This window comes from Pseudomonas sp. PDM16, from assembly GCF_014851865.1.
Classification (GTDB): Bacteria; Pseudomonadota; Gammaproteobacteria; order Pseudomonadales; family Pseudomonadaceae; genus Aquipseudomonas.
In genome coordinates, this window is record NZ_JACVAM010000002.1 from 121,247 (window position 1) to 140,803 (window position 19,557).

At 65.1% G+C, this 19,557-nt stretch carries 18 protein-coding genes; 5 read left to right on the forward strand and 13 right to left on the reverse strand.

All coding sequences use genetic code 11. From position 1 onward, the window contains the following. Positions 1–122: 122 nt before the first annotated feature. From prmC to IB234_RS06995, 4 genes are all read left to right on the forward strand, one after another. Positions 123–953, forward strand: a complete 831-nt coding sequence (gene prmC / locus IB234_RS06980) for a peptide chain release factor N(5)-glutamine methyltransferase (protein ID WP_192315865.1) — start codon at positions 123–125, stop codon at positions 951–953. Then, entirely contained in the window at positions 950–1,711 is a 762-nt protein-coding gene (locus IB234_RS06985; protein WP_192315867.1) for a molybdopterin-synthase adenylyltransferase MoeB, read from the forward strand. Before prmC ends, IB234_RS06985 begins: the two co-directional genes overlap by 4 nt. Further along, complete coding sequence (murI, locus tag IB234_RS06990; RefSeq protein ID WP_192315869.1) at positions 1,708–2,499, forward strand: glutamate racemase; 792 nt, start codon at positions 1,708–1,710, stop codon at positions 2,497–2,499. Before IB234_RS06985 ends, murI begins: the two co-directional genes overlap by 4 nt. Positions 2,500–2,604: 105 nt before the next feature. Continuing rightward, on the forward strand, positions 2,605–3,117 hold the full coding sequence (locus IB234_RS06995; RefSeq protein ID WP_192315871.1) for an acyloxyacyl hydrolase: 513 nt from the start codon (positions 2,605–2,607) through the stop codon (positions 3,115–3,117). A gap of 58 nt (positions 3,118–3,175) precedes the next feature. Here IB234_RS06995 and IB234_RS07000 read toward each other — a convergent pair whose 3' ends face one another. From IB234_RS07000 to IB234_RS07055, 12 genes are all read right to left on the reverse strand, one after another. Further along, a complete protein-coding gene (locus IB234_RS07000) occupies positions 3,176–3,481 on the reverse strand; it encodes a YkgJ family cysteine cluster protein (protein ID WP_192315873.1) in 306 nt (101 codons plus the stop codon). A gap of 57 nt (positions 3,482–3,538) precedes the next feature. Next, a complete protein-coding gene (locus IB234_RS07005; RefSeq protein WP_412547905.1) occupies positions 3,539–4,039 on the reverse strand; it encodes a DUF2878 domain-containing protein in 501 nt (166 codons plus the stop codon). Then, positions 4,039–5,316 (reverse strand): SAM-dependent methyltransferase, encoded by a 1,278-nt coding sequence (locus IB234_RS07010; RefSeq protein WP_192315875.1) that lies wholly within the window; start codon positions 5,314–5,316, stop codon positions 4,039–4,041. The genes IB234_RS07005 and IB234_RS07010 overlap by 1 nt, the downstream gene beginning before the upstream one ends. After that, positions 5,303–6,094, reverse strand: a complete 792-nt coding sequence (locus IB234_RS07015; protein ID WP_192315877.1) for a DUF1365 domain-containing protein — start codon at positions 6,092–6,094, stop codon at positions 5,303–5,305. The genes IB234_RS07010 and IB234_RS07015 overlap by 14 nt, the downstream gene beginning before the upstream one ends. Then, positions 6,091–7,338: an NAD(P)/FAD-dependent oxidoreductase gene (locus IB234_RS07020; protein WP_192315879.1), complete on the reverse strand. Its 1,248-nt coding sequence runs from the start codon at positions 7,336–7,338 to the stop codon at positions 6,091–6,093. Before IB234_RS07020 ends, IB234_RS07015 begins: the two co-directional genes overlap by 4 nt. After that, positions 7,335–8,084, reverse strand: coding sequence for an SDR family NAD(P)-dependent oxidoreductase (locus IB234_RS07025; protein ID WP_192315881.1), 750 nt, complete (start codon positions 8,082–8,084; stop codon positions 7,335–7,337). The genes IB234_RS07020 and IB234_RS07025 overlap by 4 nt, the downstream gene beginning before the upstream one ends. Next, positions 8,081–8,506 (reverse strand): nuclear transport factor 2 family protein, encoded by a 426-nt coding sequence (locus IB234_RS07030; protein WP_192315883.1) that lies wholly within the window; start codon positions 8,504–8,506, stop codon positions 8,081–8,083. The genes IB234_RS07025 and IB234_RS07030 overlap by 4 nt, the downstream gene beginning before the upstream one ends. Then, entirely contained in the window at positions 8,499–9,938 is a 1,440-nt protein-coding gene (gene phrB, locus IB234_RS07035; RefSeq protein ID WP_192315885.1) for a deoxyribodipyrimidine photo-lyase, read from the reverse strand. Before phrB ends, IB234_RS07030 begins: the two co-directional genes overlap by 8 nt. After that, complete coding sequence (locus IB234_RS07040; RefSeq protein WP_192315887.1) at positions 9,926–10,861, reverse strand: MerR family transcriptional regulator; 936 nt, start codon at positions 10,859–10,861, stop codon at positions 9,926–9,928. The genes phrB and IB234_RS07040 overlap by 13 nt, the downstream gene beginning before the upstream one ends. Continuing rightward, positions 10,858–11,808: a YbgA family protein gene (locus tag IB234_RS07045; RefSeq protein ID WP_192315890.1), complete on the reverse strand. Its 951-nt coding sequence runs from the start codon at positions 11,806–11,808 to the stop codon at positions 10,858–10,860. The genes IB234_RS07040 and IB234_RS07045 overlap by 4 nt, the downstream gene beginning before the upstream one ends. Before the next feature lie 95 nt (positions 11,809–11,903). Continuing rightward, entirely contained in the window at positions 11,904–13,739 is a 1,836-nt protein-coding gene (locus tag IB234_RS07050; protein ID WP_192315892.1) for an SLC13 family permease, read from the reverse strand. 33 nt (positions 13,740–13,772) lie between these two features. Further along, complete coding sequence (locus IB234_RS07055) at positions 13,773–14,069, reverse strand: winged helix-turn-helix domain-containing protein (RefSeq protein ID WP_192315894.1); 297 nt, start codon at positions 14,067–14,069, stop codon at positions 13,773–13,775. A gap of 202 nt (positions 14,070–14,271) precedes the next feature. Here IB234_RS07055 and IB234_RS07060 point away from each other — a divergent pair, with 202 nt between their 5' ends. Beyond that, positions 14,272–16,479: a hypothetical protein gene (locus IB234_RS07060; RefSeq protein ID WP_192315896.1), complete on the forward strand. Its 2,208-nt coding sequence runs from the start codon at positions 14,272–14,274 to the stop codon at positions 16,477–16,479. A gap of 99 nt (positions 16,480–16,578) precedes the next feature. Here IB234_RS07060 and IB234_RS07065 read toward each other — a convergent pair whose 3' ends face one another. Continuing rightward, on the reverse strand, positions 16,579–19,410 hold the full coding sequence (locus IB234_RS07065) for a valine--tRNA ligase (protein WP_192315907.1): 2,832 nt from the start codon (positions 19,408–19,410) through the stop codon (positions 16,579–16,581). Positions 19,411–19,557: the final 147 nt, after the last annotated feature.

Sequence of the window (19,557 nt, forward strand, 5' to 3'; positions counted from 1 at the left end):
CCTCTCCTATCGGGAGAGGGGCCGGGGGTGAGGGGATTTCAGGTTGCTCCGTGTTGCCTGTGTCACCCTCACCCCAGCCCTCTCCCAAGGGGAGAGGAAGCCACAGGCATAGGACCTTGTGCATGGCCACCATCCAATCCCTGCTCGATAGCGTGACATTGCCGTATTCGCCGACGGCGCGCCTGGATGCCGAGCTGCTGCTGGCCGCCGCGTTGGATAAGCCGCGTAGCTACCTGCGCACCTGGCCCGAGCGCGAGCCGAGCGCCGAGCAGTTGGCCGCCTTCGCCACCATGCTCGAACGCCGCCGCGCGGGCGAGCCGGTGGCCTATATCCTCGGCCACCAGGGCTTCTGGAGCCTGGATCTGGAAGTCGCGCCGCATACCCTGATTCCTCGCCCCGATACCGAGCTGCTGGTGGAGACCGCCCTGCAACTGGCCCCAGCCACGCCGCTGCGAGTGCTCGACCTGGGCACCGGCACCGGCGCCATCGCCCTGGCCTTGGCCAGTGAGCGTGGCGGCTGGAAAGTAACTGGGGTGGATCGCATCGCCGAGGCGGTCGAACTGGCCGAACGCAATCGCCAGCGCCTCAAGCTGAGCAATGCCGAGTTCCGCCGGAGCAGCTGGTTCGATGCTCTGGCCGGCGAGCGCTTCGACCTGATCGTCAGTAATCCACCTTATATCGCCGCAGATGACCGCCATCTGGCCGAGGGCGATGTGCGCTTTGAGCCGATGAGTGCGCTGGTGGCCGGTGCCGATGGCCTGGACGATATTCGCCAGATCATTCGTGAGGCGCCGCAGCATCTACAGGCCGGTGGCTGGCTGCTGCTGGAGCACGGCTATGATCAGGCCGAGGCCGTGCGCGCGTTGCTCGGCGCCACCGGCTTCAGCGCCGTGGAGAGCAGTCGCGACCTGGGCGGTCACCAACGTATTTCCTTGGGGCAGTGGGCCGCATGACTGTGGAGCTGAGCGACGACGAACTGCTGCGCTACAGCCGGCAGATTCTTCTGCCGCAGATCGACGTAGCCGGCCAGCTGCGCTTGAAGCAGAGCCGGGTGCTGATTGTCGGCCTCGGTGGACTCGGCTCGCCGGTCGCGTTGTACCTGGCCGCTGCCGGGGTCGGCGAACTGCACCTGGCGGACTTCGACACGGTCGACCTGACCAATCTGCAGCGGCAGATCATTCACGACAGCAACCAGGTGGGCGTGGCCAAGGTCGATTCGGCCATGGCTCGCCTGGCCGCGATCAATGAGCAAATCAAGCTGGCGCCCCATCGTGCGGCGCTGGATGAGGATTCGTTGGCTGCCACAGTGGCGGCGGTGGACTTGGTGCTGGACTGCAGCGACAACTTCGCCACGCGCGAAGCGGTCAACGCCGCCTGCGTGGCGGCAGGCAGGCCGTTGGTATCCGGTGCGGCGATTCGCCTGGAAGGCCAGCTTGCGGTATTCGACCCGAGCGACGCGGCAAGCCCTTGCTACCACTGCCTGTACGGCCACGGCAGCGAGGCCGAGCTGACCTGCAGCGAGGCCGGCGTGGTCGGCCCGCTGGTGGGGTTGGTCGGTAGCCTGCAGGCGCTGGAGGCGCTCAAGCTGCTGGCCGGCTTCGGCGAGCCCCTGGTGGGCCGCCTGCTGCTGATCGATGCGCTCGGATCGCGCTTTCGCGAACTGCGGGTCAAGCGCGACCCAGGGTGCGCGGTGTGTGGGACACGGCCATGAGCCAGGCGCCGGTCGGGTTGTTCGATTCTGGCGTCGGTGGCCTCTCGGTGCTGCGCGAAGTCCGGGCGCGGCTGCCGGACGAGTCGCTGCTGTATGTTGCCGACAGCGGTCATGTGCCCTACGGCGAGAAGAGTCCGGAGTTCATCCGCGAACGCAGCCAGAAGATCGCCGAGTTTCTCCTCGGGCAGGGCGCCAAGGCGTTGGTGCTGGCCTGCAACACCGCCACTGCGGCGGCGGTTGCCGACCTGCGCGAACGCTATCCCGAGTTGCCCATCGTCGGCATGGAGCCGGCAGTCAAGCCTGCCGCAGCGGCTACCCGCAGCGGCGTGGTCGGTGTACTGGCCACCACCGGCACCCTGAAGAGCGCCAAGTTCGCTGCTCTGCTTGATCGCTTCGCCAGCGATGTGCGCGTGATCACCCAGCCTTGCCCGGGGCTGGTGGAGCAGATCGAGGCCGGCGAACTGGATGCGCCGCTCACTCGCGAGCTACTGCATGGTTGGGTCGAACCGCTGTTGGCTGAGGGCTGCGACACGCTGATTCTTGGCTGTACCCACTACCCGTTCATCGAGCCTGTGCTACGAGAATTGGTGCCCGAGTCGGTCAGTCTGGTGGACACGGGGGCAGCGGTGGCACGGCATCTGCAGGTATTGCTGGATAAGCGAGGCCTTCGGGCGGTGGGGCCGGCAGCGGCTACTCGCTATTGGAGCAGTGGAGATGTGCAGGAGATGGAGCGTGCGTTGCCGAAATTATTGTCTGAACTTGCGGAAGTCCGGTCGCTCCCTGTTTGAGACGAAGTGACTGTTTCGTTTCGATCGCATCTTTATCTGATACGAAAACTTTCTATACTCCAGCGCGATAAGCGCTCATCACCCCCTCGGTAACAGGAAGGTTACATGAAGAAAATAATTGCTCAGGCGACCGTGATAGCTCTCGGCCTGGCCAGCCTTTCCGCTCAAGCTGTCGATTTCACCGCGGCCGTTGGCCAGAGCGGGGACTCGACCATGGTCTATCGCCTTGGCGCCCAGTGGGATTGGGACACCAGCTGGTGGGAGAGTAGCGTAGGGCGCCTGACCGGTTACTGGGATGCCGGTTATACCTACTGGGACGGTGACGACACGTCCAGCAACCACAGCCTGTCGTTCTCTCCTGTATTCGTCTATGAGTTCGCCGGCGAGAACGTGAAACCCTACATCGAGGCCGGTATCGGCGTGGCGGCTTTCGCCAACACCGAACTGGAGAGCAACGAGCTGGGTTCTTCCTTCCAGTTCGAAGACCGCATTGGTGCAGGTCTGCGCTTCGCTGGTCAGGAAGTGGGCATCCGTGCTGTGCACTACTCCAACGCCGGCATCAAGCAGCCGAACGATGGGGTCGAGGCCTACACCCTGCATTACCGCACCAGCTTCTGATTGATCGCTGCGTTACCGAAAAAGCCGGGCGAATGCCCGGCTTTTTCATGTCTGCGAGTCAGCGATAGATACCATGCATGCCGCTGCGCTCGTCGTGGCACTCGGCCGAGCCCGTGGCGAATTCGCGGCAGATCAGCGGGCGCACCTCATAGATGGTGCAGCGCATGCTGTCGCGGTCCAGCGCCGCGCACCAGCCATCGTCCAGGCGGCGCATGACTTCGCCGCCCCAGTCATCGGTATCGATGAAACGCTGGGGTACGCCGGTGTCGGTGATCAGCATCACTTCCAGCTGGCAGCAGCACGCGGCACAGGTGCTGCAGCTGGTCTCGCTGTCTGGAAGTTGCAGGTGGGGAATGGACGTCATGGGCGCGCAGTGTACGGCAGGTGGCGAGCGGAGGCTCGCCTGGCCGACCGGCGAGCCTCAGCGTGATCGGACGTTGCCGACCAGCCGGTGCGCCACCGGTATCACTCCGGCCCAGATGACGGCGAGCAGTATCAGCGTGGGCCAGAGCCCCAGTGGCAGCTCGACGCCGGCCAGCCGGGCGCCGCCGAGATAGGACAGTGGTGCGCCGAGGGCGCCGAGCAGGCTGCCCAGCCAACAGGGGCGAGCGCTCCAGGCCAGGCTGTGGCGGAGCGTGCTGGCGAACAGCGCCCAGAGCAGGGCCAGCCAGGCCGGTAGCAGGAGGCCGCCGCCGAAATCGAACACGCCGAGGTGAAGCAGCAGGCTGTCCAGCGCGCCGCCGAGCAGCGTGACGCTGAGCAGCCCGCGCCATTCGCCAGGTCGAGCCAGCAGGCACAGGTGGACGGCGAGGCAGGCCAGCGCGATTGCCAGCAACCAGGGGCGCTGAGCACCGAATACGCACGCCAGCCAGCCGAGCTGGAACAGCGCGGCGTTGGCCAGGTTGCTGCGCAGTGGGCTCATCAGGCGCGGAGGTTGCCCAGCAGTGGGGTGGGGCGTGCGCCTTCCTTGGCCAGCAGCAGTTGGGCGGTGCCGATGCTGCGTTCGAGGAAGCCGCCCTCGCAGTAGCACAGGTAGAACTCCCACAGCCGGTAGAAGTACTGGTCGTAACCCAGCTGCTCCAGCTGGTGGCGAGCGCGCCGCAGGTTGTCGTGCCACAGGCGCAGGGTGCGCGCGTAGTGCAGGCCGAAGTCCTCCATGTGGTGCAGGTTCATGTCCGTCTCGCTGGTCACCACCTGCAGCAGCTTGTGCACCGAGGGCAGGGCACCGCCGGGGAAGATGTAGCGCTGGATGAAGTCCACCGACTTGCACGCCTGCTCGTAGCGCTGGTCGCGGATGGTGATGCTCTGCAGCAGCATCAGCCCGTCGGGCTTGAGCAGGCGGCTGCACTGGCGGAAGTAATCGGGCAGGTAGCGATGGCCGACGGCCTCGACCATCTCGATGGACACCAGCTTGTCGTACTCACCGTCGAGATCGCGGTAATCCTTGAGCAGCAGGGTGATGCGCTCTTGCAGGCCTTGCTCCTCAATGCGCCGGCGGGTGTAGTCATGCTGCTCGCGCGACAGGGTAGTGGTGGTCACCCGGCAGCCGTAGTGGGTGGCTGCATAGATGGCCATGCTGCCCCAGCCGGTGCCGATCTCCAGCAGATGGTCCTCGGGGCGCAGTGCGAGCTTCTGGCAGATGCGCTCCAGCTTGTTCAACTGGGCCTTCTCCAGGCTGTCATCGTCGCGCTCGAACATGGCGGCCGAGTACATCATGGTCGGATCGAGCATCTGTTCGAACAGCGCATTGCCGAGATCGTAGTGGGCCGCGATGTTGCGCCGCGAACCTTCGCGGGTGTTGCGGTTTAGCCAGTGCAGACCCTGCATCAGCGGGCGACCGAAGAGCTGCGCGAGGCCGCGTTCCATGCCGTCCAACATGTCGAGATTGGCGACGAACAGGCGGATCACCGCGGTCAGGTTCGGGCTGCGCCAGTAACCGTGAATATAGGCTTCACCCGAGCCGATCGAGCCGTTTCCGGCCACCAGCGGCCACAGTGCGGCATCGAGTACCTCGATCTCGGCGTGCAGGTCGGCATCGTGCTGGCCGAACTCCAGGCGCTCGCCGTTCTCCAGCACGCTGAGCCGGCCGTGGCGCAGCTGGCCAAGCTGGCGCAGTACCAGGCGGCGCAGCAGGTTGGCGCCCAGGCCATTGCCGCTGCGTACGCTGCTCTTGGCGGAAATCAGGTCAGGACTCTTCATGGCGGGGCTCCAGTAGGGCGGCGGGGCGCTCGTCATCCGCGGCGTGGTGGTCGAACAGTGGCATGCGTTTGATCAACAGGCGTAGGGCCTGCCAATAGATGGCCAGCAGGGTCTTGGCCGTCATCCAGGGGAAACTCGCCAGGTGGCGGTGCAGGCTGGTGCGGTTCAGCTCGGCGCGGGTCAGGCCCAGGCCGGCCTCGAACAGCCGGTCCTCGCCTTGCCAGTCCTCCATGTGGATGCGCAGGTGCTCGCCGGGCGGCGTGAAGCGCATGCGGTATTCCAGGTCACGTGGCAGGAACGGCGAGACGTGGAAGGCCTTGGCTACCCGTTGTCGCGACTCGCCCTCGGCGTGGGTCGGCAGCACGTAGTGATGGCGCTCGCGCCAGGGTGTGTTGCTCACCTCGCAGAGAATCGCGGCCAGGCGCCCGTCCGACTCGAAGCAGTAGAAAAAGCTGGCCGGGTTGAAGGCCAGGCCCCAGCTGCGTGGCTGGGTCAGCAGGCAGATGCGGCCCTGCGGGGCATGGCCCATGACCTGTTCGACGCACTGGCGTACGGCTTGCTCCAGGCGCATGCCGGCGACGGTGAGGTGTGGCAGGTAATCGCTTTCACGAAACGCAAAGGGCGCCCAGCGCGAATGGCCGGCCAGGGGCGAGAGGGCCAGGACTTCGCTCTGCTCGCTCAGGTCCAGATAGAGCAGGCCCATGCGGTAGCGGAAGGCGTGGCCGCGCGGCAAATGCCTACGATGGCTGACCCAGCCCTGGTAGAGCGCGCTGTTCACAGGCGCTCCCCGAGGGCTTCCGCCACGCGCAGCGCGCTGACCACGCCGTCCTCATGGAAGCCGTTGGCCCAGTAGGCCCCGCAGTAGTAGGTGTGTTGTGCGCCGAGCAGTTCGGCCCAGCGCTGTTGGGCGCGCAGCCCGGCCAGGCTGTACTGCGGGTGGGCGTAGCGATAGCGGCCGAGGATGAGCGCGGGGTCGATGCTGGCGGTCTGGTTGAGGCTGACACAGAAGGTCTGCGGGGCTTCGATGCCTTGCAGGATGTTCATGTTGTAGGTCACCGCCGCCGGCTGCTCGCGGGGGCCGCCCAGGCGGTAGTTCCAGCTGGCCCAGGCCAAGCGCCGGCGTGGCAGCAGGCGGGTATCTGTGTGCAGCACCACCTCGTTGTCGGCGTAGCGCAGGTCACCGAGGATGGCCTGCTCGGCCAGGGTGGGTGTGGCCAGCAGGTCCAGTGCCTGGTCACTGTGGCAGGCGAATACGATGCGGTCGAAGCGCTCGGTCCCGGCCGGGCTGTGCAAGGTCACGCCCTCGGCGTCGCGTTCTACCCGCTGCACCGGGCAGTTGAGGCGGATGCGCTCGGCGAAACCGGCCGTCAGTGGTGCTACGTAGCTGCGCGAGCCGCCACTGATGACCCGCCACTGTGGGCGATCGTTGACCGAGAGCAGGCCGTGGTTCTCGAAGAAGCGGATGAAGAATTGCAGAGGGAAGCCGAGCATGTCCTGCAGCGACATGGACCAGATGGCCGCGCCCATCGGCACGATGTAGTGATGGATGAAGCGTTCGCCATAGCCGCGTTGCTGCAGGTAGTCACCGAGGGTGGTGTGGGCGGCGATGCGCTGCTGCGCCAGGTCCGCTGGCGTCTCGCGGTTGAAGCGCAGGATGTCGCGCAGCATGCCCCAGAACACCGGACTGACTAGGTTGCGGCGGCGGGCGAACAGGCTGTTGAGGCTATTGCCGTTGTACTCGTCGCCACTGACCGGGTCATGCACGGAGAAGCTCATCTCGGTGGCCTGGGAGGCGACGCCCAACTGGTCCAGCAGGCGGATGAAATTGGGGTAGGTCCAGTCGTTGAACACGATGAAACCGGTATCCAGCGCATGACGCTGGCCGTCCACGATGACGTCCACGGTGTGGGTGTGGCCGCCGATCCAGTCACTGGCCTCGAACACCGTGACTTCATGCTGGCGCTGCAGCAGGTAGGCGCAGGTCAGGCCGGAAATGCCGCTGCCGACGATGGCGATCTTCATGGGGATTCCTTTCGGGCGAGACGACTGCCAAGGGCCAGACGCAGGCGGGCGGGCAGGTGGGCGAGCAGGCGCAGGGTGGTGATGAAGCGCCAGGGAAAGCTGATCTCCAGCGGCCGCCGTTCGAGGCGTGCGGCGATGTGTTGGACTGCGCGTTCCACCGACCAGAGCATGGGCATGGGGAAGTCGTTGCGGCGAGTCAGCGGTGTATCGACGAAGCCTGGGCTGACCAGGGTGATGTCGATCTCCGGCAGGTCCAGGCGCAGCGATTCGGCGAGGTAGCGCAGCGCGGCCTTGGATGCGCCGTAGGCACCGGCACGCGGCAGGGCCAGGTGCGTCACCGAGCTGCCCATCAGCACCAGGTGCGGAGCCTGGCCCAGGCGCAGCAGCGGCAGAGCAGCCTCAATGCAGTAGGCGACGGACAGCAGGTTGCCGCGCATTACCCGCTCCACGGTGGCGGCCTCGAAGCGCTGAGCGTCGATGTATTCGCAGGTGCCGGCGTTGAGTATTACCTGGTCCAGCGCGCCCCAGAGCTGGGCGATGCGCTCGCCGATCAGGCGTACCTGGCGGCTGTCGCCCAGGTTGCCGGGCACCAGCAGCACTTGCTGCGGATAGCGCCGGGCGATGGCTTCCAGTGCCTCGGCGTTGCGTGCGCTCAGGGCCACACGCTCGCCACGTTGCAGCAGCAGCTCGGCCAGCGCGGCGCCCATGCCGCTGCTGGCACCGGTGAGCCAGATGCGCCGGCTCATGCCAACCGCCCCTTGAGCCAGCGGATGGCGCCGCCCAGCAGCGGCAGGTGTTCGTAGAGCAGGGCACCGGCGTCGAAGTAGTCGCGGTGGTACTCGACCCTGTCGCGCCAGCGCAGGTGCGAGCAGCCCTCCAGGCTCAACAGGGCGCCGCCGCGCAGGCGGGGGTGGCGGTAATGCATGGTCCAGCGCAGGTAGCCTTCGTGATCGCCGACCCGGTCATGGCCGTGGAAGTCGAAGCTCAGCTCACGCACGTTGGCATACAGCTCGGCGTAGTAATCGCGCAGGGCTGACAGGCCGTGGATTTCGTGGAGCGGGTCGTGGAAGTGCACATCCTCGCCATACAGTTCGCCGAGGCGCTGGTGCAGATTGCCGGCGTTGAGCTCGGCGAAGCGCCGGGCGAAGTCATGGAGGAAGTCAGTCATCGCCGTTCACCTTCCTGGGCAGGTCGCGAAACGCGTTCAGGGCACGTTCGCGGGAAGCGCTGAGGTCGACCAGTTGTGCCGGGTAACCGGGCACGCCGAACAGACCGCCGCGCGCAGAAGGATCGTGGATGTCGCGGTTGTCCAACTCCGCCAGTTCCGGTACCCAGCGCCGGATGAAGCGGCCGTCCGGATCGAATTTCTGTGACTGGCTGACCGGGTTGAAAATGCGGAAGTAGGGCGCCGCGTCGGTGCCGGTGGAAGCGCTCCACTGCCAGCCGCCGTTGTTGGCGGCCAGGTCGCCGTCGATCAGGTGGCGCATGAACCAGCGCTCGCCTTCGCGCCAGTCGATCAACAGGTTCTTGGTCAGGTACATCGCCACCACCATGCGCAGGCGGTTGTGCATCCAGCCGGTGGCCAGCAACTGGCGCATGGCGGCGTCGACCAGCGGGATGCCGGTGCGGCCCTGCTGCCAGGCAGCCAGTTCGGCTGGTGCGTGGCGCCAGCGCAGGGCCTCGGTTTCCTGGCGGAAGGCGCGATGGCGGGAGACGCGCGGGTAACCCACCAGGATGTGCTTGTAGAACTCGCGCCAGAGCAGCTCGTTGATCCAGGTGACGGCGCCGGGATTACCGGTTTCGAACTCGCCCTGGTTGCTGCGCAGCGCGGCGTGCAGGCACTGGCGCGGCGAGATCGCGCCGCAGGCCAGGTAGGGCGACATCTGGCTGGTGCCGTCCACGCCCGGGATGTCGCGACGTTGCTGGTACCCGCTCAGCAGCTCGTCGGCGAACAGGGCCAGGCGCTCACGAGCAGCTTCCTCGCCGGCTGGCCAGTGCTCGCGCAGGGTGGCATCTGGCGTGGCGAAGCCTTCGATCTCGGCGGGAATGGCATCGCTGGCGATATCCAGCGGCTGTTGGCGGGACGGCATCGGCACCAGTGCCGGCAGGGCGGTGTGCAGGCGCTGATAGCAGACCTTGCGGAACTGGCTGAAGACCTGGAAGTAGCCACCGGATTTGGTCAGCACGCTACCGGGGCGGAAGAACAGTTGGTCCAGCTGGGCGTGAACGGCTACGCCGTGGCGGCTCAACTCGTGCTCCACCGCCTGGTCGCGGTCTTGCTCGTGGATGCCATATTCCTCGTTGACCCATACCCCGGTGATGTCGTGCTCGCGGCACAGCTCGGCCAGCACCCGCGGGGCATCGCGCCAGTGTGGCGCCACGCGGATCAGCAGCGGCACGTTGAGCGCGGCCAGGCGCGGCTGCAGTTCGGCCAGGTTGCGCAGCCAGAAGTCGACCTTGCACGGTGCGTCGTCATGCTCGCGCCACTGCTCGGGGCTGATCAGGTACACGGCCAGGGTTGGGCCGGCGGCCATGGCGGCGGCCATGGCGCTGTTGTCGGCGCAGCGCAGGTCGCTACGCAACCAGATCAGCTGGCGCATGACGCGTCCTCCAGCAGGCCCAGCGCACGCAGGTGCTGTTCGGCCAGCAGTGGGTCGGCGGCCAGGTGCAGGCCCTGCACCTGGCTCAGTTCTTCGGCGTGGATGCTGGCGGCCGGGCCGGCCAGCAGCAGCGGAACGGCGCAGGCGTCGAGCAGGCGCGCCAGCTGATGGCGCAGCGGCGCTACCAAGGCCTGGCTGGAATACAGCAGCAGGGCGCGTGGGGCGATGTGGTCCACTGCCTGCACCAGCTCGTTGAGCGGCACCGCCCAGTCCAGCACCTGCACCTGGCAGCCGGCGCTGTTGAACAGCCAGGCGCACAGCCACAGGCCGGGTTCCAGCTCCAGCTCCGACTGGCTGACCAGCAACAGCGGCGCGCCGGCCTGTTGGCGGTTGTCGTGGTACAGACGGGCACCGAGCTTGCTGCGCAGCCAGGAGTGGAAGAACACCTGCTCCAGGCGCGCGCCGAAGGGCAGCTCGCGCCAGCGCCGGTCCAGTTCTTCCAGCAGTGGCAACAGCAATTGCGCGCACAGCACGCTCGGCGGGTAGAGCGCCTGGGCGCGGTTGAAGGCTTCGTCCAGGCTGCGTTCGGCCTGGCGCGCCACGCTGTGCAGCATGGCCTGGCGCAGCTCGTCCCACACGCCGCTGATTACCGTCTCCGGCGCCACGTTCTGTTCCAGCAGCTCGCGCACCTGGCCGACCGCCACGCCGCGGTTGAGCCAGGTCAGCACCTGCTGGATGCGCTCGATCTGCTCCGGGGCATACAGGCGATGGCCCTTGGCAGTGCGGTGCGGGACCACCAGGCCGTAGCGGCGTTCCCAGGCGCGCAGGGTCACCGGGTTGACCCCGGTGCTGCGCGCCACCTCGCGGATGGGCAGGTAGCCCAGGGCCAGGGCGCTCTGGTAGTCGAGTGGGGTGTCGCTCAAATCGCATTCCTCAGGCTGAGATCGTCCGGATACGGGCGCAGATAGTCCTGGTTGGCCACGTAGGCATCCGGATGGCGGTTGAAGTGGTGGCGCAGCAGGGTCAGTGGCACCACCAGCGGGATCACTCCGGTGCGGTACTGCTCGATCAGCTGCTGCAGTTCGGTGCGCTCGGCGTTGCCGAGGTGCCGCTTGAGGTAGCCGCTCAGGTGCTGCAGCACATTGCTGTGAGTACCTCGGGTGGCCTGGCGGCTCAGGGCTTCCATCAGTTGGCGGAAGTAGCGCGGAGCGAGCTCGGCCAGGTCCTGTCGGCTGAGATCACTGAGCAGGCGACCGAGGACCTTCTGTTGCTGCGGATGAGTGGCCATCAACAGGTATTTGTGGCGGGCGTGGAAGTCGAGCAGCCCCTGGCGGGTGATACCGGCGGCGAGCAGGCGTTGCCAGCGACCGTAGACGAATACGCGGTTGAGGAAGTTCTCGCGCAGCACCGGGTCGTGCAGGCGGCCTTCATCTTCCAGCGGCAGGTCCGGGCGCAGGTTGTGCAGGGTGGCCGCGAATACGCCGCGGGTGGTGGCTTCGGCGAGGTGGCCGTTGTCTCGGTACAGCTTGACCCGGTGCAGACCGCAGGAGGGCGACTTGTGCATCAGTACGAAGCCGCTGATGTCATCCATCTCGCGTGCGATGCGGGCGCCCTGTGCACGCAGCTCGGTGGTCAGGTCGCGGTCGTGTGTCTGGGGTATCAGCGCGCGAGGGGCATCGGCATCGCCGACCAGCCGAATCGATGGGCGTGGGGTGCCGAGGCCGATGGCCATTTCCGGGCATACCGGGACCAGCTCGAAATGCTCGGCCAGTACTTCGGTGCATAGACTCGAACGCTTGTGGCCGCCGTTGTAGCGCACCCGCTCGCCGAGCAGGCAGGCGCTGATGCCGAGCTTGAGACGATCCCCCATGTGCACCTCCCGCCCAATACTTGTACAAGAAGAAATTCTTGTACAAGTAAACACGGTGATTCGAGGTTGTGCAAGAAAATCAATTTGTACAAGTTTTACGGGGTGAATGGGAAGCACCAGGGCACCAGCAGCACGCTGACCAGCATGACTAGCAAGGTGAATGGCACGCCGAGGCGCACGAAGTCGCCGAAGCGGTAGCGGCCCGGTGTCATCACCAGGGTATTTACCGGCGAGGACACTGGTGTCATGAACGCGGCCGAGGCGGCTAGGGCGACGGTCATGGCAAAAGGCAGGGGCGACAGGCCTAGGCTCTGTGCGGTGGCGATGGCCACTGGCGCCATCAGCACGGCGGTGGCGGTGTTTGAGACGAACAGGCCGATCACCGCAGTGAGCACGAACAGGCTGGCGAGCAGGGCATAGGGGCCGGCATCACCGACCAGCCCCACCAGCCCGCGCACGGCCAGGTCGACCCCGCCGGTCTGCTGCAGGGCCTGGGCGAACGGCAGCATGCCGGCGATCAGGATCAGCGTCGGCCAGTGGATGGCGCGGTAGGCACTGTCCAGGTCGATGCAACGGAAGGCGCCCATCAGCAGGCAGCCGATCAACGCAGCCAGTACATTGGGTACCAGGCCGCTGACCATCAGGCCGACCATCACGGCCAGGCTGAGCAGGGCGTAGGGCGCCTTGCGGATGGCCGGCGCCACTTCGTCCACCTCGGCCGGCAGGCCGAGCACCAGGAAGTCGCGGGTCTGCTGCTGCAGGCGGTGGATGTACTTCCATTCGCCGGCCACCAGCAGGCTGTCGGCCGCGCGCAGCTTCTCATCCACCAGCACGCCCTCAAGCGCATTGCCTTGGCGGCGCAGGCCGACCAGATTGAGCCGGTGGCGACTGCGCAGGGCAATCTCCTGTACCGTCTTGCCGGCCAGACGTGAGTCCGGAGGCAGCACCACCTCGGCGAGACCCAACTGGTGCGAATGGCGGGCATAGTAGGAGGAAGTCAGGGGTACCGGTTCCAGGCCCAGTGCTTGGTAGATTCCGAGCAGGCCAATGGTCGGGCTGGCCAGGTCCACCAGCAGGAAGTCGCCAGCCTGCAGCTGGGTGCTGCCGGTGGCGATCATCAGCAAGGTGCGGAACTGCCTCTCACGCTCCACGGCGATCACGTTGATGCCGTGCTGCTTGCGCAGTTCCAGTTCGTCGAGCATCTGCCCGGCCAGTGGCGAATCGGCGCGCACGCGCAGGCGCCGCTCGCGGCCGCTCAGATGGTAGTTGCGTGCGAGCTCGGCCAGGGTCGGGCGCGCCTCACTGGTGATCGCATCGACGTCCTTGCGCAGCAGCCAGCGGCGGGTCAGCAGCATGTAGCCGATGCCCAGGGCCAGTATCGGCAGGCCGATCGGAGTTGGGCCGAAGAAGCCGAAGCCGTCCAGCCCGGCGCGCAGCAGCTCGGCGTGCACCACCAGGTTGGGTGGCGTGGCCACCAGGGTCAGCATGCCGCTGATCAGACCGGCGAAGGCCAGCGGCATCATCAGCCGGGTCGGCGATAGGTGCAGGCGTGCCGCGACGCTGAGCACTACCGGGATGAAGATGGCGACCACGCCGGTGGAGCTCATCACCGAGCCGAGCCCCGCCACGGCCAACATCAGCAGTACGATCAGGCGCGTCTCGCTGTTGCCGGCACGGGCCGCCAGCCAGTCCCCCAGGCGATAGGCGATGCCGGTACGCACCAGTCCATCACCGATCACGAACAGGGCGGCGATCAGTACCACGTTGGGGTCGCTGAATCCGGCCAGTGCCTGGCTGATGTCGAGCACGCCGGTCAGTGGCAGAGCGACGAGTACCAGCAGCCCCACGGCATCCATGCGTGGCTTGTTGAGCGCGAACAGCAGGACGGCGCCGAACAGCAGAGCGAGGACCCAGAGCAACTGCGGATTCATGCCGCCTCCCGTGAACGATACCGGGTAATTGTCTCAGGGATAGCCGAGCAGCGCCTTGATCTGCGCCAGATGGGCTGCGACCCAGGCGCGGTCGATCGGGCCCCACTCGCGGATCACATAATGGCCGGCGTTGTTGCGCTCGCCGCCGTGTTGCACGAAGTCGCAGAGGATATCCAGCTCGCCGAGCGCGGCCAGAGTGTCCTGGGCGGTGCGGCGGGGCATACCGGTGGCTTCCATCAGTGCCGGCACGCTAGCGGCAGCGCCGCTGTCGATCAGCCAGGCCACGTAGAGACGGCGGTAGAAGCTGGTCTTGGTCTTGCTGACGTCCATTGAATTCCTCCATGAGCGACGACTTGCTTGGCCTATGCGCAGGATACCAGCCAGGCATTGTCGAGCCCTGGTTCTGGTTGGAAAATCGGGTAATGGGCGCCGATGAGGTGCTCATCTGGTATAAGTTCGGCGGTTCGGTTATATGCCTCGGCGAGGCTCGACAGCGACGAAACAACGTCCTGATCAATAACAAGGGAAAAACATGCTTTCTGCGCGCAACGCTACTTTCTTGGGGCTGGTTGCTTTATTCGCCCTCGGCATTTTCCATGTCGTTCTTTACTGGTTTTATCAGCCGGATGACGCCTTCATCTATTCCGTATATGTGAAGAACTGGGTCTCTGGAGGCGGGCTGACATTCAATGGCGAACTGGTCGAAGGCTTCTCCAGTGTCAGCTGGACGCTGTTGAGTGCGATGATCGCCTGGTGGGGTGTGGAGCCGCTGCAGGCAGCCAAGTACCTGGGACTGGCTAGCTACATGGGAGCGGCCGCTCTCTTGCTGCTGGTTCATCGACGCTTAGAAGGCTTTACGCAGCAGTGGCCAGGGTTGGCGCTGCTATCGATGTTCTTTTCCTTCCCTCTGCTCGCGTTGTGGGGGCCGGCGGCGATGGAGGGAATTCTCTTTGCCCTGTTGCTCGTCGCCAGCTGTTATTTCTGCTTTCTAGCTTTCGACACATCCCAGGTTCGCTACTTTGCCCTGCTTGGCGCTATCTTCGGAGGGCTGGCAGTTACTCGGCCGGAAGGAGGCGCATTCTTCGGGGCGATATTGGCTTACACGGCCAGCCGTCTCCTTCTTCGCAAGAGAGTCTCGTGGGGGGGAGTGGTTGTTTCCAGCATGGTGTTCCTGCTGATCGTCGGCTTGCTGCTGCTATGGCGATACAGCATGTTCGGCGAGCTCTTTCCCACAACCGTATCGGCAAAGACCGGCAACCTGACAGAGCAGATCAGGGTAGGGATTGGTTATGTGTCCCGATTCGCCGCCGAGTACTTCTATCTGATCCTTCCCTATCTGTTGGCGACTGCATTGCTGATTCGCCGAGGCGGCGGCACGGGCTGGTGGGCGTGGTTAGTGTTCATTCATGTAGGCGGCTACTTCGCGTTCAACATACTGGTCGGCGGCGACTGGATGATCGGTTACCGCTTTCTGATGCCGGTCGTGCCTCTGATGATCAGCACTTGTGCGCTTGCCTTGTGTGGGCTTCCAAGAAGCGCCGCGTTATTGCCGCTGGCTTTCGCTGGGTATTCGGTCTGGCTTTCGACTCAGCTGTATACGGAGGCGCGCACCGAGCGGATGGCGACCGAAGGCGATGTGATCATGGGTAAACATATCGCTGAGATGCAGTTGCCGCCGGATAGCCGAATCGCCGTAGTGGATGCTGGAGCCATTCCTTATTTCTCCGGCCTTCCGACCATCGATATGGTTGGGCTGAATAATCAGCACATCTCCAGGTTGCCGGGTGGCTTCATGCAGAAATGGGACAACGACTATGTCCTGTCTCTGAAGCCCAAGGTCATTCAGCTGCATACCTATCGAGATCCAGCGAGTGGCGAGCTGATGCCGTCACCGGACTTTCGGGGCAGTCAGCTCTTGTTCTACACGCAGGAATTTCAGCGTTGGTACGAATTGGATCCCACTTCTCTGGTTCCCCAGCTATTCGTGCGCAGAGAGTATCCGAAGTCAATCGACGAGGGCTTTTTCGCGTTCGAGTCGGAAGGGCACCTGAGCGCCGATCGATCCAGTCTGCAGTTGCGGCTCAAGAAAAAAGGGAGTGGCATATGGGAGCGTCATGCCGATGATCAGCATGCCGTCGGTTGGCGCGTGAGCGTAGTGGACAACGCCGGGCAAGACATGACGCACTCCTTCCTTCCGCTGACACGTCGTCTCGCTCAGAACGAGGAAGTCAGCCTGGAAGTTCCGATGCCTACCTTGGGCGAAGGATCCTATCGGGTTCTTGCCTGCCCGGTATTCAATCAGGTCGCGCAATTCCCCCAGTGCAATGGCGGGTTTGTCGTCGATCTGCCGTTGCACGAGGATGTGCAGGCCATCAAGGGGGTCGCAGGCTTTTCCGATCCGCGCCTGAGCTTCGGGGGGTGGTCGACGCCTGAGCCCTCCCATCGCTGGAGCCTGGGGCGGGCGTCGGAATTGACGTTCGTGACGGGTGATGTGGCGAATCTGAAAGGCGAGTTGGATCTGGACCTCGCGTCCTTCGGTCTACAGAACATCAAGCTGATGATGAATGGCGCCGAGATATTCAGCGGTCAGGCCAACGGGGAGAAAGTCATCAACCTTCGAAACGTGTCCTACCGCGACGGTCGAAATGTGCTGAGGATACTCACGCCGGATGCAAGGGCGCCCGGCTCGAACGATGAGCGTATGTTAGGGGTCGCCTTGCGGTCTATTCGTATCGAATGACATGAGTTGCGGCAGGCGCAGACAGGGCGATGCTGCGCTGATCGCTTGCGGCTCGCAGGGTATAAAAGGAAAGGCCCGCATAAGCGGGCCTTTTCCTTATCACAGGTTGGCGATCTTCTCGCGCTGCTCGACCAGCTTGGCCAGCGCCTGTTCGGCTTCGGCCAGTTTGGCGCGCTCCTTGTCGAGCACTTCGGCCGGCGCCTTGGCGACGAAACCTTCGTTGGCGAGCTTGCCGCCGACGCGCTGGACTTCGCCTTGCAGGCGCTGGATTTCCTTGTCCAGGCGCGCCAGTTCGGCGTCCTTGTCGATCAGGCCGGCCATCGGTACCAGCACCTGCATCTCACCGACCAGGGCGGTGGCGGACATCGGCGCTTCTTCACCGGCGGCCAGCACGCGCACCGATTCCAGCTTGGCCAGCTTGTTCAGCAGCGGCTCGAAGTCGGCCAGGCGGCGCAGGTCTTCGGCGCCAGCATTCTGCACGATGATGTCGATGCGCTTGGCCATGGAGATCTTCATCTCGCCACGGATCTGGCGTACGCCGAGCATCAGCTGCTTGACCCACTCGATGTCGCCTTCGGCGGCGGCGTCGATGCGGCTCTCGTTGGCCACCGGCCAGGCCTGCAGCATGATGGTCTCGCCGCTGATGCCGGCCTGGCCCTTGATGCGCTGCCAGATTTCTTCGGTGATGAAGGGCATGAACGGGTGGGCCAGGCGCAGGATCACTTCCAGCACGCGCACCAGGGTGCGGCGGGTGCCGCGCTGGCGCTCTGCCGGGGCGTTTTCGTCCCACAGCACCGGTTTGACCAGCTCCAGGTACCAGGCGCAGTACTCGTCCCAGATGAACTCGTACAGGGCTTGTGCGGCCATGTCGAAGCGGAAGGCGTCGAGGTGGCGGGTCACGTCCTGCTCGCAGCGCTGCAGGGCGGAGATGATCCAGCGATCCACCGGCGACAGCTCGACCGGCTCACCGTTGATGCCGGTGTCCTGGTTATCGGTGTTCTCGATGACGAAGTTGGCGGCGTTCCACAGCTTGTTGCAGAAGTTGCGGTAACCCTCGACGCGGCCCATGTCGAACTTGATGTCACGACCGGTGGAGGCCAGCGCCAGGTTGGTGAAGCGCAGGGCGTCGGTGCCGTAGGCGGCGATGCCTTCCGGGAACTCGGCGCGGGTCTGCTTGGCGATCTTCTCGGCCAGCTTGGGCTGCATCATGCCGCTGGTGCGTTTCTCCAGCAGGGCGTCCAGCTCGATGCCGTCGACGATGTCCAGCGGGTCGAGCACGTTGCCCTTGGACTTGGACATCTTCTGGCCCTGGCCGTCGCGCACCAGGCCGTGCACGTACACGGTCTTGAACGGGATCTGCCCGGTCAGGTGGGTGGACAGCATGATCATCCGGGCGACCCAGAAGAAGATGATGTCGAAGCCGGTGACCAGCACGTCGGTGGGGTGGAAGGTCTTGAGGAAGTCGGTCTGCTGCGGCCAGCCGAGGGTGGAGAAGGTCCACAGGCCGGAGCTGAACCAGGTGTCCAGCACGTCTTCGTCCTGGCGCAGGTTGGCGTCGCCGAGGTTGTGCTTGGCGCGAACTTCCGCCTCGTCACGACCGACGTAGACGTTGCCGGCGTCGTCGTACCAGGCTGGGATGCGGTGGCCCCACCAGAGCTGACGGCTGATGCACCAGTCCTGGATGTCGCGCATCCAGCTGAAGTACATGTTCTCGTACTGCTTGGGTACGAACTGGATCTCGCCACTTTCGACCACGGCGATGGCTTTTTCGGCCAGCGGCTTGGTGGAGACGTACCACTGGTCGGTCAGCCACGGCTCGATGACGGTGCCGGAGCGGTCGCCCTTCGGCACTTTCAGGGCGTGGTCGTCGATGCTGTGCAGCAAGCCGGCGGCCTCGAAGGCGGCAACGATCTGCTTGCGCGCGACGAAGCGGTCGAGGCCGGCGTATTCGGCCGGCAGGCTGCCGTCGATCTCGCTGTTGACGCTGCCGTCGATGTTGAACACCTGGGTTTTGGCCAGCACGGCGGCGTTCTTGTCGAAGATGTTGAGCAGCGGCAGGTTGTGGCGCTTGCCGACTTCATAGTCGTTGAAGTCGTGGGCCGGGGTGATCTTCACGCAGCCGGTGCCGAACTCGGGGTCGCAGTAGTCGTCGGCGATGATCGGGATACGGCGGCCCACCAGCGGCAGCTCGACGAAGGTGCCGATCAGCGCCTTGTAGCGCTCGTCTTCCGGGTGCACGGCCACGGCGCTGTCGCCGAGCATGGTTTCCGGGCGGGTGGTGGCGACGATCAGGTAGTCCTTGCCGTCGGCGGTCTTGTTGCCGTCGGCCAGCGGATAACGCAGGTTCCACAGGTGGCCCTTCTCGTCGTGGTTTTCCACTTCGAGGTCGGAGATGGCGGTGTGGAACTTGGTGTCCCAGTTGACCAGGCGCTTGCCGCGGTAGATCAGGCCATCGTTGTGCAGGCGCACGAAGGCTTCTTTAACCGCTTCGGACAGGCCTTCGTCCATGGTGAAGCGCTCGCGCGACCAGTCCACCGAGGAGCCCAGGCGGCGGATCTGCCGGGTGATGGTGCCGCCGGACTGTTCCTTCCACTCCCAGACTTTTTCCAGGAACTTCTCGCGGCCCAGGTCATGGCGGCCGATGCCGTCGGCGGCCAGCTGGCGCTCGACCACCATCTGCGTGGCGATGCCCGCGTGGTCGGTGCCCGGCTGCCACAGGGTGTTGCGGCCCTGCATGCGGCGGAAGCGGATCAGGCAGTCCATGATCGAGTTGTTGAAGCCATGGCCCATGTGCAGGCTGCCGGTGACGTTCGGCGGCGGGATCATGATGGTGTAGGGCTCGCCGGAACCTTGCGGGGCGAAGTAGTTGTTCGCCTCCCAGTTCTCGTACAGGGCGGTTTCGATGGCGTGGGGCTGGTAGGTCTTGTCCATGGGTGCGGCGGGACCGTATTGGCAACTGATCGGGAAAGCCGGCAAGTATAACGGCTGGCACCCGCCATGGGCCACTGGCCGCCGGCTGGCAAGGCGGTGCTTTGCCGGGCGTGCCCGGATCGGCGCCGTGTCGGCGGATCCGGGGCG

Bases quoted from the DNA above. Each gene is read 5' to 3' on its own strand.
- IB234_RS07005 (WP_412547905.1), bottom strand. From the start codon at position 4,039: ATGAGCCCACTGCGCAGCAACCTGGCCAACGCCGCGCTGTTCCAGCTC.
- phrB (WP_192315885.1), bottom strand. From the start codon at position 9,938: ATGCGCCAGCTGATCTGGTTGCGTAGCGACCTGCGCTGCGCCGACAAC.
- murI (WP_192315869.1), top strand. From the start codon at position 1,708: ATGAGCCAGGCGCCGGTCGGGTTGTTCGATTCTGGCGTCGGTGGCCTC.
- prmC (WP_192315865.1), top strand. From the start codon at position 123: ATGGCCACCATCCAATCCCTGCTCGATAGCGTGACATTGCCGTATTCG.
- IB234_RS06985 (WP_192315867.1), top strand. From the start codon at position 950: ATGACTGTGGAGCTGAGCGACGACGAACTGCTGCGCTACAGCCGGCAG.
- IB234_RS06995 (WP_192315871.1), top strand. From the start codon at position 2,605: ATGAAGAAAATAATTGCTCAGGCGACCGTGATAGCTCTCGGCCTGGCC.
- IB234_RS07030 (WP_192315883.1), bottom strand. From the start codon at position 8,506: ATGACTGACTTCCTCCATGACTTCGCCCGGCGCTTCGCCGAGCTCAAC.
- IB234_RS07010 (WP_192315875.1), bottom strand. From the start codon at position 5,316: ATGAAGAGTCCTGACCTGATTTCCGCCAAGAGCAGCGTACGCAGCGGC.
- IB234_RS07020 (WP_192315879.1), bottom strand. From the start codon at position 7,338: ATGAAGATCGCCATCGTCGGCAGCGGCATTTCCGGCCTGACCTGCGCC.
- IB234_RS07000 (WP_192315873.1), bottom strand. From the start codon at position 3,481: ATGACGTCCATTCCCCACCTGCAACTTCCAGACAGCGAGACCAGCTGC.
- IB234_RS07025 (WP_192315881.1), bottom strand. From the start codon at position 8,084: ATGAGCCGGCGCATCTGGCTCACCGGTGCCAGCAGCGGCATGGGCGCC.
- IB234_RS07045 (WP_192315890.1), bottom strand. From the start codon at position 11,808: ATGGGGGATCGTCTCAAGCTCGGCATCAGCGCCTGCCTGCTCGGCGAG.
- IB234_RS07055 (WP_192315894.1), bottom strand. From the start codon at position 14,069: ATGGACGTCAGCAAGACCAAGACCAGCTTCTACCGCCGTCTCTACGTG.
- IB234_RS07050 (WP_192315892.1), bottom strand. From the start codon at position 13,739: ATGAATCCGCAGTTGCTCTGGGTCCTCGCTCTGCTGTTCGGCGCCGTC.
- IB234_RS07060 (WP_192315896.1), top strand. From the start codon at position 14,272: ATGCTTTCTGCGCGCAACGCTACTTTCTTGGGGCTGGTTGCTTTATTC.
- IB234_RS07065 (WP_192315907.1), bottom strand. From the start codon at position 19,410: ATGGACAAGACCTACCAGCCCCACGCCATCGAAACCGCCCTGTACGAG.